This window comes from Bacillus sp. SRL337 (genome assembly GCF_984799155.1).
Genome location: NZ_OZ481793.1, coordinates 1641909 through 1655772, shown reverse-complemented (window position 1 = coordinate 1655772; position 13864 = coordinate 1641909). Strand labels below are relative to the sequence as shown.

At 44.3% G+C, this 13864-nt stretch carries 12 protein-coding genes; 1 reads left to right on the top strand and 11 read right to left on the bottom strand.

Annotated features, from left to right (window positions below; translation table 11 throughout):
- Positions 1-2: 2 nt before the first annotated feature.
- Entirely contained in the window at positions 3-335 is a 333-nt protein-coding gene (locus AC4E8A_RS08070) for a putative DNA-binding protein (RefSeq protein ID WP_490197870.1), read from the bottom strand.
- Between the two features lie 64 nt (positions 336-399).
- Here AC4E8A_RS08070 and AC4E8A_RS08065 point away from each other — a divergent pair, with 64 nt between their 5' ends.
- Entirely contained in the window at positions 400-528 is a 129-nt protein-coding gene (locus tag AC4E8A_RS08065; protein WP_490197868.1) for a hypothetical protein, read from the top strand.
- Positions 529-1048: 520 nt separating this feature from the next.
- On the opposite strand, the gene ftsY is transcribed toward AC4E8A_RS08065, so the two are convergent.
- The 10 genes from ftsY to sdaAA all read right to left on the bottom strand — a co-directional run bounded on the left by ftsY (position 1049) and on the right by sdaAA (position 13840).
- Positions 1049-2044, bottom strand: coding sequence for a signal recognition particle-docking protein FtsY (ftsY, locus tag AC4E8A_RS08060; protein ID WP_490197867.1), 996 nt, complete (start codon positions 2042-2044; stop codon positions 1049-1051).
- 15 nt (positions 2045-2059) lie between these two features.
- Complete coding sequence (smc, locus tag AC4E8A_RS08055) at positions 2060-5629, bottom strand: chromosome segregation protein SMC (protein WP_490197866.1); 3570 nt, start codon at positions 5627-5629, stop codon at positions 2060-2062.
- A gap of 11 nt (positions 5630-5640) precedes the next feature.
- Complete coding sequence (rnc, locus tag AC4E8A_RS08050; RefSeq protein ID WP_490197865.1) at positions 5641-6390, bottom strand: ribonuclease III; 750 nt, start codon at positions 6388-6390, stop codon at positions 5641-5643.
- A 713-nt stretch (positions 6391-7103) separates the two neighbouring features.
- Positions 7104-7337 carry an acyl carrier protein gene (gene acpP, locus AC4E8A_RS08045; protein WP_490197863.1) on the bottom strand — a complete coding sequence of 78 codons (234 nt, stop codon included), beginning with the start codon at positions 7335-7337 and terminating at the stop codon, positions 7104-7106.
- A 209-nt stretch (positions 7338-7546) separates the two neighbouring features.
- A complete protein-coding gene (gene fabG / locus AC4E8A_RS08040) occupies positions 7547-8290 on the bottom strand; it encodes a 3-oxoacyl-[acyl-carrier-protein] reductase (RefSeq protein WP_490197862.1) in 744 nt (247 codons plus the stop codon).
- Entirely contained in the window at positions 8287-9234 is a 948-nt protein-coding gene (fabD, locus tag AC4E8A_RS08035) for an ACP S-malonyltransferase (RefSeq protein ID WP_490197861.1), read from the bottom strand. Before fabD ends, fabG begins: the two co-directional genes overlap by 4 nt.
- Positions 9235-9259: 25 nt before the next feature.
- Positions 9260-10249, bottom strand: a complete 990-nt coding sequence (plsX, locus tag AC4E8A_RS08030) for a phosphate acyltransferase PlsX (RefSeq protein WP_490197860.1) — start codon at positions 10247-10249, stop codon at positions 9260-9262.
- Entirely contained in the window at positions 10246-10824 is a 579-nt protein-coding gene (gene fapR, locus AC4E8A_RS08025) for a transcription factor FapR (RefSeq protein WP_490197859.1), read from the bottom strand. Before fapR ends, plsX begins: the two co-directional genes overlap by 4 nt.
- Before the next feature lie 87 nt (positions 10825-10911).
- A complete protein-coding gene (gene recG / locus AC4E8A_RS08020) occupies positions 10912-12960 on the bottom strand; it encodes an ATP-dependent DNA helicase RecG (protein ID WP_490197858.1) in 2049 nt (682 codons plus the stop codon).
- Positions 12953-13840: an L-serine ammonia-lyase, iron-sulfur-dependent, subunit alpha gene (gene sdaAA / locus AC4E8A_RS08015; protein ID WP_490198802.1), complete on the bottom strand. Its 888-nt coding sequence runs from the start codon at positions 13838-13840 to the stop codon at positions 12953-12955. Before sdaAA ends, recG begins: the two co-directional genes overlap by 8 nt.
- Between the last annotated feature and the right edge of the window lie 24 nt (positions 13841-13864).

Here is a 13864-nt window from a genome sequence, read left to right as displayed (position 1 = left end):
TCCTAATCCAATTTCTCGAGCTTTTCTAACAGCTCTTCTAGTTCCGACGTTTTATTGTCTTCTGTATTAAGCAACTGTTTGATTTCCCGCAAAAGCTTGCTGCGCTCTTGAAACTTCTGAAATAATAAAAGCTTTTCTTCATATTCTTCAAGCATCGCTTCTGTACGCTTGATATTATCATAAACTGCTTGACGGCTGATCTCATATTCCTCGGCGATTTCACCCAGAGAAAAGTCGTCCAAGTAGTAGAGGGACATGTAACTGCTTTGCTTTGGAGTTAATAGCGACTGATAAAAATCATAGAGATAGTTCATACGTGTCGTCTTCTCCAGCATTTCCTCTCCCCCTTGTGTTAAGTGAAAAACCTTTACATTAGAAGAATACAGGGGAATTGGGTGAATGTCAAGTATCAAAAGTGTAGGGGTCCCGCTTAGCGGCGTACGGATTGGAGGGTTGCTGCATGAGATAAATGAAACACAGCGAGTGGCCAGCGATTCGATGATGAATTATCGGAAGGGGATGGACTGAAATCTGCTAGCCGCTGTGTGGACCCGGAACTGGATGAATCAAAAGTGAAGGTGCCCCGCTCAGTGGCGTACGGATTGGAGGGCCGCTGCATGAGATCCCCTAATTCGGTTTTTAATGCTTTTTTGGTCTTATGAACGCTCCATGTGATACCCTAATCCGGGGTTAAACTTTTTTTTAGTCTTATGAACGCTCCATAAGACAACCTAACCCAGTTTTCACTGCTCTTTTAGTCTTATGGAAGCTTCATGAGACACCCTAAGCCAGTTTTCACTGCTTTTTTGGTCTTATGAACGCTTCATGAGACACCCTAAGCCAGTTTTCATTGCTTTTTTAGTCTTATGGACACTCCATGAGACACCCTAAGCCAGTTTTCATTGCTTTTTTAGTCTTATGGACACTATATCAGAATCTTAAACCAGTTTTCCCTGTGCTCTAGTCTTATAAAGCTTTGTGACCTTCCTCCAAGAAAGAAACAAAAAAACGCGATAAGCAAAATGAGCTTATCGCGGCTAAATAGGTCTTACTCTTCCATCTCTTCTTCGTCGACAATGGTTGAAAACAATCCATATACATACTTTTCGGCATCAAATTGTTGAAGGTCATCGACTTTTTCACCCAGGCCGACGAATTTGACCGGGATTTGCAGTTCATTTTTAATTCCGATGACGATTCCGCCTTTGGCTGTTCCATCAAGTTTGGTCAGGACGATACCCGATACATTCGTTGCCTCTTTGAACGTTTTGGCTTGAAGCAAAGCGTTTTGGCCTGTTGTTGCATCAAGCACAAGAAGTACTTCGTGTGGTGCTCCGGGAATTTCCCGTTCAATTACCCTTTTCACCTTTTGAAGTTCGTTCATAAGGTTGACCTTATTTTGCAAACGACCGGCCGTATCACACAGCAGGATATCTGCCTTTTTCGCTTTTGCGGATTGAACAGCATCATAGATGACTGCAGCCGGATCAGATCCTTCCGAGTGCTTGATGACCGGTACACCAGCTCTCTCTCCCCACACTTCTAGTTGATCGATGGCCCCGGCACGGAATGTGTCGCCGGCAGCCAGCAGAACATTTTTTCCCTGATCTTTGAACATGTGAGCCATCTTGCCGATTGTCGTCGTCTTACCTACTCCGTTTACACCAACAAATAGAATGACTGTCAAGGTCTCCTCCTGAATGTTAAGTTCACTGGAGGCTCCCTCGCCGCCTTCATAAATCTCTACCAGTTTTTCAGAGATTACGCTTTGGAGTTCGCTGGTTTCCTGAATGTTCTGCCGTTTCGCCTCGTACTTCAATTGATCGACAAGTTCCATGACCGTATCAAAGCCGACATCAGCACCAATCAGGATTTCTTCCAGTTCTTCAAAGAAGTCTTCGTCCACCTTACGGTATCTCGCCACAAGGTCATTTACTTTCGATGTGAAATTATTCCTTGTTTTAGAAAGACCGTCTTTAAACTTATTTGTGACTGAATCAGGAGAGGTTGAAAATTTTTCTTTTAGTTTCTTAAAAAAGCTCACTTTTAAGCACCTGCCTTATTTAGCTTGTACAAATTCTTTCGTCTCTTCCAATCTTACTGATACCATCATGGAAACACCTGACTCTTGCATAGTCACCCCATACAGGACATGAGCATCCTCCATCGTTCCTTTTCGATGGGTAATGACGATGAATTGGGTTTCCTGGCTGAATTTTTTTAGATATTTGCTGAATCTTTGAACATTCGCTTCATCCAGAGCCGCTTCCACTTCATCCAATATACAGAAGGGAACAGGACGGACTTTCAAGATGGAAAACAACAGTGCGATAGCTGTTAAGGCACGCTCTCCTCCAGAAAGCAGACCAAGATTTTGCAGTTTCTTCCCTGGTGGTTGTGCAACGATATCAACCCCTGTGTTCAACAGGTCTTCCGGTGAAGTCAGTTTCAGTTCTGCTCTGCCACCGCCGAATAAGGCTGTGAATACACCTTCAAATTCAGATTTAATGGCATGGAATGTGTAGCCGAACCTTTTGACCATCTCAGTATCCATTTCACGGATGACTTCATGGAGAGTTTCTTTTGCCTCCTGAAGATCCGTTTGTTGTTCAAGGAGAAATTGATAACGCTCAGAAACGCGTTCATATTCATCGATTGCTCCAAGATTGACTGTACCCAGCTCCTCGAGAGCCATTTTTATGAGTTTGACTTTCTTTCTGGCTTCATCGATATCCATTGTCAGCGGATAATCTTCTTTCGCTGCCTCAAAGGTAAGCATGTACTCTTCACGCAGGTGGGCAAGACGGTTTTCCAGTTCAACGTCCAAGCGATTAATCTTCACTTCCTCGTCTTTAAGGGCCCCCATCAATCCCTTATGCTGCCTTTTCATCTCTTTCAGGTGCAGTTCTTCGTCTTCCACTTCGGTTTGAAGCTTCATTCTTCCTTCCCGGCGGCTGCTGATCAGGCTGGCTGTTTCCAGCTTTTCACGCGCTCTGGCTTCAGCATCTTCCTGAAGTTTTTCTTCTCCTGAAAAATCATTTTCCATTTCGCTGGTGAGCCAGTTAAGATCATCTTCATAGTCTCTCTTCTTCTTTTGAGACTGCTCAAGTTCATCGGTTAAACGCAGCAAAACACTCTTACTGGCATTGAGCTGTTCGTATTTTGCAGCAAGAACGGCCTTAAGCTCACTGATTTCACCAGAAATTTCTTCTTTGGATGTTCTGTCATTATTCTTTTGATCAGTTAAGTCTTCAATCCTTGATTCCATTGTAAGAAGTTCCTGAGCAATCGTATCCAGTTCAGTTTGCAGTTCTTTTATCCGTGTTTCATTCTTGATTTTCTGATCTGAAAATTCTCCTTTTTCCAGATCATATAAAGAAAGTCTTTCATCCATATTCTTTCTGGATAATTCCAATTCACGCTGCTTGGATTTCTGCTCCTGTTCTTTATACCGTAGTTGCTCACCTTTAAGTCTCATATCTTCCAGCTTTTTTTCACTTTGTGATATATCCGACTTAAACTGTTTAATCTGCCCTTCCAGCCCAGTTGTTTTTTCCTCCATCTGCTTCAACTTGCCGGTCAGCTCTTCCAGCTCAGTTTTCCTGCTTAAAAGCGAGGATTTCTTCTGTTTGGAAGCTCCCCCGGACATTGATCCGCCCGGATTGACCACATCGCCGTCAAGTGTGACGAACCGGTACCTGTAGCCGACTGTTTTTGCAAGAGCATTGGCACCCTTAAGATCTTCGGTGATGATGACATTTCCCAGCAGGTTACTGACAATCGAATCGTACTTGCGATCATATTCAAGAAGGTCTGATGCAACTCCTACAAAAGCTCCCTGACTGCTCATCATGGATAATTGTGCTGAAGGAATTGACTTCCCTTTAATGACATTCATCGGCAGGAAGGTAGCCCGCCCATATTGATTCTTCTTTAAATAGGAAATCGCCTCCCGTCCATGCGATTCACTCTCGACCACCACATGCTGCATGGCAGCACCCAGTGCAGTCTCCATCGCCTTGTCATACTGTTTGGGAACAGAAACCAGTTCAGCAACAGCACCATCAATTCCTTTCAGGATGCTGTTTCTTGCTTTAAGTACTTCCTTGACACCCTGAAAGAAGCCTGAGTAGTCATCTTCCATTTCCTCAAGCATTTCTTTCCGTGATTTAGCCTGCTGCAGGAATTGATAAGCCTGATATAAAGTACTTTCAAGCTTTTGGGATATGTTTTTCATCGATTCCAGGTCATTTTTCTCTTTTCTGAAAGCCACAACCTGTGTATCTATGGAATCCTTAAGCTCCAGGAGACGAGCCTCCGTTAATTTCTGAGCTTGCTGGATTTCCTCCCGTTGAGCAAGAAACTTTTCGTTATCCTCATCCAGCCTCCTGGTCCGGCCTGTTTGTTGATTCAGCTGATTTTGCAGATACTGAATTTCGTTTTTGGCCGCAGCCTGACGGTTCAGTTTTTCAATATAATCGCCTTTCAACGTTTCTATCATTGTTTCGATGTCATCATTGAAATGCTCGTAACGCTTCTGTTTCTCTGACAAAAGCTTTTGCAGCTTTTCTGTTTCCGCTTTTATAGTATCGTATTCCGTTTCCGTTTCCTTTTGCTCAATATAAAGCTTTTCAATCCGGTTTTCTGATTCTATCAGATTTTTTTCCAGTTGCTCTCTATTGTTGGAAGCATTCTTCTTCCTCTCGTGAAGGACCTGCTTTCTGCCTTGAAGCTTCTCTAGCTCTTCACTGGTAGAAAGAAGAACCTCCTGGAGCTTGGTAATGGACTCATCAAGTGCAGCAGCATTGTCCCTGAGTTTTTCAAGTCTTGCTTCTCGTTTTTGGATTTCCGCCGAAAGCTGCAGTTCATCTTTTCCATGCTGTTCGAATGAGCTGCTCAAGTCCTGCCATTGTTTATGAAGGTCTTCGATTTCGTATACCGTTACACCGACCTCCACTTTTTCTAGTTCATCTTTTTGATCCAGATAGTCCCTTGCCATGGAGGCTTGAATTTTCAGGGGTTCTACCTGTCCCTCCAGTTCGGAGATGATATCATTGACGCGGTTCAAATTCTCCTGGGTTTCTTGGAGTTTGGCTTCGGCTTTCTTTTTTCTCGTTTTATATTTAAGAACTCCCGCTGCATCCTCAAAGATAGTGCGCCTTTCCTCAGGTTTGCTGTTTAAAATTTCTTCAACTTTCCCTTGGCTTATAATTGAGAATGCTTCTTTTCCCAAGCCAGAGTCCATGAATAGTTCAATAATGTCTTTCAACCGGCATGGTTGTTTATTCAGGAGATATTCACTATCACCTGACCTGAAAACCCTGCGTGTTACGCTGACTTCGCTGTATTCTATCGGAAGGGCACCATCGCTGTTATCCAGTGTCAGTGTAACCTCAGCAAAGTTCAACGGCTTTCTCGAATCGCTTCCCGCAAAAATGACATCCTCCATCTTGGCACCGCGCAATGATTTAGCTGATTGTTCTCCAAGTACCCAGCGGATGGCATCAATTATATTGCTTTTCCCGCTTCCATTCGGGCCGACTACTGCTGTTACGCCGGGAACAAAGTCAACAGAAATCCTTTCTGCAAACGATTTGAATCCTATGACATCTAGTTGTTTGAGGAACATAGTCTTCCCCCTTAATTTTCTTCAAGCTTAGTTTTGAGTTTTTCCAATGCCATTTGTGCAGCATGCTGTTCAGCTTCTTTTTTTGATCTGCCCGTTCCAACTCCCAGTTCTTCACCATTCAAGCAGACTCTGGAAATGAATTCACGATTATGGGCTGGCCCTTTTTCATGGAGAATCCCATACTCAATTACGCCTGCGCTGTCCCTTTGGACGAGTTCCTGCAGCTGGCTTTTAAAATCCATCACATGAGAAAAAGCACCGGAGTTAATTTTTGGATAGACATTCTTTTCTAATATGGAAAGAACCTTTTCCAGCCCCTGATCTAAATAAAGTGCACCGATAAAGGCTTCGAATACATCTGCTAAAAGGGCAGGACGTTCTCTTCCACCCGTCAATTCTTCTCCTTTTCCAAGGAAGACAAGTTGACCGAACTTCAACTCATTTGCAAAGGTTACCAATGATGGTTCACATACAATCGCGGCACGAAGCTTCGTTAATTCACCTTCGCTCATGGTTGGGTATTTTTTATATAGAAATTGTGATACGGTCAGTTCCAGTACTGCATCACCCAGGAATTCAAGACGTTCATTGTCTTCATAGGGTTTCTTCCGGTGCTCATTCACATATGATGAATGTGTGAATGCTTGTCTTAGCAGCTTTTCGTTATTAAATTGAATATCGTGTTCACGCTGGAACTCTTTGAATTTCTCATCAATGATCTGCATTGATTGTTTATCCCTGTTTCTTACTTGTTTCCTCATTGGGCCTCCACCTTGCTTTTTATGATTACAAAATTTTTTAAACAGTAAAGTTAATTTCCACTAGAGCCTGGCGTTGAACTCTCCTGGAGATAAAGGAAACACAGCAAACAATGGGGGCTGCTGATGACCTTATCGCAAGGAAGATCGAACCTGCTTGGCGATGGCTGCTGAAGCTGGATTGATTCCACTTAGCGCCTCAGAAGAATGCCCCGCTTGCGCTCAACACTTTGTGCCCGGCTGATTGGTAAAAGGCGCTCAACCTTTATAGGAAAATCTTTTGATACGATAATTTTTGCACACTATTTAAGTTTATGATAAAACCGGCGAAATCGCAAAGTTTGTTTATAACTGTTCACAGAGTTTCAAAATGGTTTGTTAAGAAGCTGTTTTCTTACATTTGTAGCTATTTGAATACGAATATCCATCATTCATATGAAAAGCCTTGGTAAGTAAAAAAGATCTGCTCTCCCCGTTCGAAAGGCACCCTCTGGTATCAAGGGGGAATCCGGATCCTGGGGCTTTTCTGAAAGCAACACTCACCCTTGTAAAGAAAGAGGTTGTTCTTGAAGAGGCAGACACCCGAGTGAAAGAGGCTGCCGGCATCTGATTTCCTGCCGGGATCCTGTTCTGAACATACTGTGCCATAACTCTTCAAAAACAGCCTCTTAAAAAGGAACAAGTGCTCCGCAATACAGCGGAGCACCTAAAATCGATTAGCCTTTGTTATTTATGTAGTTCACAGCGTCACCGACTGTTGCAATTTTTTCTGCATCATCATCAGAAATTTCCATGTCGAACTCGTCTTCAAGTTCCATAACCAATTCTACTACGTCTAGTGAATCAGCTCCTAAGTCTTCTTTGAAAGAAGCTTCAAGAGTTACTTGAGATTCGTCAACTCCAAGACGGTCAACGACAATCTTTGTTACGCGATCTAGTACTTCTGCCATTCTTGTCACCTCCCCTCAAGTAATTATAGTAGATTTTAATGAATAATCAAGAACCGTTTCTAGATTTTCCATTCTTGTAATAAAACTGTATTAATAGAATTGGCCATTAACACTTCTTTTCATATGAAAAAGTAAGATAAATTCTGCTCCAGGCGGGCGGTGAGCCTCTAAGCCCGCAGGAGATCACACACCTTCCGCTTTATAAAGAATTACATGACCATTCCGCCGTCGACGTGAAGGGTTTGCCCCGTCATATAAGAAGAATCATCCGATGCTAGGAAACCAACCACTTTCGCGATATCCTTAGCTTCACCAAACCTGCTTAACGGAATTCCCTTAAGCATTTCAGCTTTCACATCTTCACTCAGTTCATCTGTCATGTCTGTTGAGATAAACCCAGGAGCGACTGCATTGACCGTGATTCCCCTGGCCGCAAGTTCTCTGGCAGATGTTTTCGTCAAACCGATTACTCCGGACTTGGCTGCAACGTAGTTTGCCTGACCCGGATTTCCGCTTACACCGACGATGGAGGAAATGTTTATGATCCGGCCGCTTCGCTGTTTCATCATTTGACGGCTGACTGCCTTGGTGCAAAGGAACACACCTTTTAAGTTGATATTGATGACTTCATCCCATTCATCTTCCTTCATCCTCATCAGCAGATTGTCCCTGGTTATACCAGCATTATTGACCAGAATATCGAGAGAACCAAAATGAGAAATCGTTTCCTTTATCATAGCCTGTACAGAGTCACTCTCCGCTACGTTGCACTGAATGGCAAATGCATCTCTGCCCATGGCTTTGATTTCATCAGTCACTTCGTTGGCTTTTGCTTCACTGCCTGCATAATTGACGGCAACATTTGCACCTTGACGTGCAAGCTCAAGGGCAATCTCTCTTCCGATGCCACGTGAGGCACCTGTCACCAAAGCTGTTTTTCCTTCTAAATTCATTGTGCAGCCTCCTTCAACTTCTCTAATGTCTCTCTAAAGCTTTCTTCATCATTTATCGAGAAGGTATTCACCCTGCGGTTTACCTTTTTGATCAATCCTGAAAGCACTTTTCCCGGTCCGATCTCGACAAAGGTATCCACGCCTGCATCGAGCAGCTCCACGACTGTATCTTCCCAAAGGACCGGAGAATATAATTGTTCAATCAAGCGCTCTTTGATTTCAGAGGCATCAGTCATCGGTTTGGCATTTACGTTAGCAATGACCGGAACCTCTGCATCATTGATGGTGATTTCATTCAGCACGCTGGAAAAGTTCTCAGCAGCAGGCTTCATCAATGAAGAGTGGAAAGGACCACTAACCTGTAATGGAAGCACACGTTTTGCTCCTTCTTCTTTAGCAAGATCAGAAGCCAGTTCCACACCGCGGAATGAACCGGAAATGACAATCTGTCCAGGGCAATTCAAGTTGGCCAGCCCTACATGGTTCCCCTCTGCAGAAACCCGTTCTGTAATAGCTGACAGCTTTTCGCGGTCCATACCCAGAACTGCCGCCATTGTCCCTTCTCCTGCCGGAACCGCTTCTTCCATATATTCTCCACGCTTACGGACCGCATACACTCCATCCTCAAAAGAAAGCGCGCCAGAAGCTACCAATGCGGAGTATTCCCCAAGGCTGTGTCCCGCCGTATAATCCGGCTTGATCCCTTCCTCTTCCAGCAGCTGCAGGAAAGCGATACTTGTTGTCAGCAGAGCCGGCTGGGCGTTTTCCGTTAATGTCAGTTTATCTTGCGGCCCTTCGAAGATCAGTTGTGAAAGGGCGATATCAAGCCTCTCGTCTGCTGAATTAAAATACTCTGCCACTTGTGGATATTTTTCAGCCAATTCTTTTCCCATCCCGGTTTTCTGCGATCCTTGACCAGGAAACACAAATGCAATCTTCCCCATATTTGATTATCCCCTTCCATTATGATTAATTTTCTTTTTTCATTGCCGTTTCCCGTATTGTTTCAGAAACAGAATGGCTGACCATCTGCCTTGCCTGGCGTACGGCATTAAATAAGGCATTGGCATTCGATGATCCATGGGCTTTTATTACAGGTGCATTCAAGCCAAATAAGCCCGCTCCGCCATATTCAGTATAATCAAGCATATTTTTCAGCTCTTTCAAGTCACTTTTCACAAGTCCTGCTGCGATTTTGTTCTTGAAGGATGATGTCAAAGTTGTTTTCAGCATTGAAAAAATCGATAAGGCAGTTCCTTCAATTGTTTTCAATACCATATTTCCTGTAAACCCATCTGTCACCACCACGTCAGCTGTACCTTCAAGAAGGTCCCTTGATTCCACATTTCCGATAAAATTAACTTCAGATTGCTGCAGCAAGGAATATGCCGCTCTTGTCAGTTCGTTACCCTTTTTCTCTTCAGTGCCTATATTCAACAGACTCACTCTCGGATTCGTTATGCCTCTGACTTTTTCTGCGTATATACTGCCCATAACGGCATATTGCAGCAGATGCTCTGGCTTGGCATCGGCGTTCGCACCAAGATCGAGCATCAGGAACCCTTTTCCATCCAATGTTGGGAGAGTAGGTGCGAGAGCAGGACGCTCAATCCCTTTGATTCTTCCAACGATAAATAATCCTGCAGTCATTAGTGCCCCTGTGTTTCCGGCCGAGATGCAGGCATCAGCCTTCCCGTCAGCCACAGCTTGTGCCATAAGCACCATGGAAGCGGCCTTCTTCCGCCTTACCGCCCTGACAGGCTCATCCGTCCCAAGAATCACTTCGGTTGTATGTACGATTTCAATTCTTTCATGACCGCCGATTTCGGCTTTGATTCTTTCCTGGTCGCCAAATAGGGTGATTTCAACGTCCGGAAACTCTTCCACAGCCCTTTTTGCGCCAAGGACAATCTCTTTTGGAGCATTGTCTCCGCCCATTGCATCAATGGCTATCTTCATTGTTCATCATCCTTTTCAGTATCGTTTGAACGATACATTTCAAATTCGCCGGCAAATACTTTTTCACCGCCGACATAACTATTCACTTCCACAATAGTGCGTTCTTTATGTATATCGGTTACCTTCGCTTTGGCAATCACCCGTTCTCCTTCTTTGACAGGCCGTGTAAAGCGAATCTGGGATTTAGCCGTCAAAGCGAGATCGTCGTCAATAACTGCGACCGCCAGCGAATTGGCCTGTGCAAATAGGTGGTGTCCGCGTGCAATCCTATTTCGTTGAAAAACGTGCTCCCCTCTAACATCAAAAATTGAAATTGCATTACGATCGAGATCAATATCGATGATTTCCCCTATAACTTCCTCTATAGGAAGGGATTTCACTTCATCCTCGAATGTCTTTTCTGCCACATGCTTGATTCTTTCCCTTAATTCAGGTATGGAAAGTTCCATGCGGTCCAGCCTGATTGTTTGGACACTGACAGCAAACCGGTCAGCAAGTTCTTCATCGGTAATAAAAGGATTTTCTTTTATTGTATCTGACAACTGTAGTTGCCGTTGTTTTTTTGTTGGTCTCATTTTAAACACCATCCGCTATTAGTACTAGGTACTAATAGTAGTATATAATTTAAAAAATCAGATTGCAAGCATCTGCAATCTGATTTATTAGTCCAATTTTTCTCCTTGTAAGACACCAGTTTGTTCAAGAAAACCCCTCAATGCAGCATACTCGGGATCATGCCAGAATTGATCTCCTTGAATCAGCCTTTGTGCATCATTTCTTGCAACTTCGAGAGCACGGTAATCATGAATCATGTCAGCCACCTTGAATTCCGGAAGTCCGCTTTGTTTCTTCCCGAAGAAGTCTCCCGGCCCCCTTAATTCAAGGTCTTTCTCACTCAACTCAAACCCATCGTTCGTTTCGGCCATGATTCGCATCCGTTCTTTTCCTACATCCGTTTTGGGATCTGCCAGCAGGACGCAAAAAGATTGGCTGCTTCCCCTTCCAACCCGTCCTCTCAACTGATGAAGCTGGGAAAGCCCAAATCGTTCAGCATCATAGATGACCATCATGGTCGCATTAGGGACATTCACCCCTACTTCCACAACGGTAGTAGAAACCAGGACTTGGATCTCATTCCTGCTGAATGCTTTCATCACTTCATCTTTATCATCGGAATGGAGCCTGCCGTGCATTAGACCGACTTTATACCTTTCCTGGAAGTAAAATTCGAGCTGCGCATGGACGTCAATGGCATTTTGTACATCAAGCTTATCGGATTCTTCTATCAACGGACATATCACATACGCCTGTCTGCCCTGCGAGAGTTCCTTTTCCATAAAATCAAGCACCCGTTCCAGTTTATCCTGCTTTGCCCAGTAGGTTTCTATTATTTTTCTGCCTGCAGGCATTTCATCGATGATGGAAACATCCATTTCTCCAAAAACAGTAATGGCCAATGTACGCGGGATAGGGGTTGCCGTCATGAAAAGGACATCAGGGCTCTCACCTTTTTCCCTGAGGATTCTTCTTTGCTGGACGCCGAAACGGTGCTGTTCATCCGTGATGACCAGTCCTAAGTTTTTGAAATTGACCTCATCCTGAATCAAAGCATGAGTTCCAATGAGTACATCAATCTCTCCTTCTTGCAGCTTTTCCAGTAACAGCTTTCTGCGTTTCCCTTTTACCGAACTTGTCAACAAGGCTGTATTCAACCCTGCTTGACCAAGCAGTTCACTTAAAGACTCAGCATGCTGCTCGGCAAGAATCTCTGTAGGAACCATCAATGCTCCTTGATAGCCTGCTGTGATAGTGGAAAACAAAGCGATGGCAGCGACCACGGTTTTCCCCGAACCAACATCCCCTTGCAAAAGCCTGTTCATCCGGTGAGGAGATTTCATATCTGCAGAAATTTCATTTACGACCCTTTTTTGCGCATCCGTCAATGGGAAAGGCAGGCTGTTGATGAACTCTTTGATTTTATCCAGATCATAGTTCTGTTGAATCCCATTTGAATGCTCCCTCTCAAACTTTCGCAACGCCTGCATCTTCAGCTGGAAAAGCAGGAATTCTTCATAAACCATCCTTCTGCGCGCCTGTTTTAAGCTGGTTGGCGCAGCCGGGAAGTGAAGGTTGAATAAGGCTTCCTTTTTGTTGAGGAGTTTATACTGCATCCTTAGTGTTTCGGGTAGATTCTCGGAGATATCATTTCCATAAAGGTCGAACGCTGACCTGATGAATTTTCGCAGTGTCTGGTTTTTGATTGAACCCTTCAGGGAGTAGACAGGTTCAAAATCCCCTTTAGCCGTATGCGGTCCAAGGGAGTACTGCTGGACGGTGATGATTTGCCGGTTTTTATCCCACTTCCCGGTTACCGTAATGGTATCCTGCAGATTCAATTTTTTCTTTAAATATGGTTGATTAAAAAAAGTCGCCTGAATAAGGTAACCGCCTGAAAACAGACGTACATTCAGACGCGACTTCTTTTTCCCATAGAACATCAGGGAAGGTGCAGAGTGTATTTTCCCTTCAACTGTTACCCGTTCTTCATGCTCTGCTTCCGCCAAGTCTTTAAGGCGGTAATCCTCATACCGGTAAGGAACATATTCCAGCAGATCACCGACCGATTGAATACCCATGGCAGTCAGCTGCAACGCAGTCTCACCACCGACCCCTTTAATATCCGTTACCGCAATAGAAAATAGATCAGTCACCTTTATTCAATGATACTCCAAAGATTTTTGCCTCCAGTTCACGTCCTGTAGGTGTTGCCGCCAGTCCGCCCTGTGCTGTCTCCCTTAAAGCTACAGGCATTGTCTGTCCAATTTTATACATCGCATCAATTACTTCATCACATGGAATGCGGCTTGTTATTCCAGCCAGTGCCATGTCAGCTGCAACCATTGCGTTTGCTGCTCCCATTGCATTACGTTTGACACATGGGACTTCAACAAGCCCTGCAACAGGATCACAGACAAGCCCAAGCATATTCTTCAAGGTGATGGCCATCGCTTCTGCACTTTGGCTTGGTGTTCCGCCGGCAATTTCGACGATTGCCGCCGCCGCCATTCCTGCTGCAGAACCGACTTCTGCCTGACATCCACCGGCTGCACCTGAAATGGAGGCATTATTTGCCACTACAAAACCAAATGCTCCAGACACAAATAAGAAACGGACCATTTCTTCCCTCGTTGGATTAAGCTTCTCCTTTACTGCAAAAAGTGTGCCGGGGACCACACCGGCAGAACCTGCTGTAGGTGTGGCACATATCGTTCCCATCGCCGCGTTCACCTCATTAGTCGCAACTGCCTTACTGACAGCATCCAATAAAAATTGACCCGAAAGATAATTACCCTTTTCAATGTATTTTTGAAGAAGGACTGCATCTCCCCCAGTCAATCCTGAATGAGATTTCACGCCCTTAAGACCTTTTTCTACCGCTTCTTCCATGACAACGAGGTTTCTCTCCATTTGGGAGAACACGTCATCCCACGTTTTGTTTTTATAGTCCATTTCCTGTTCGATCATAATATCCGATATCTTCTTGTTGCTGCTTTCTGCCAGTTCAATTAATTCTGCTACATTCCGAAACATCATAAAACTCCCTTCGCAAGTTAT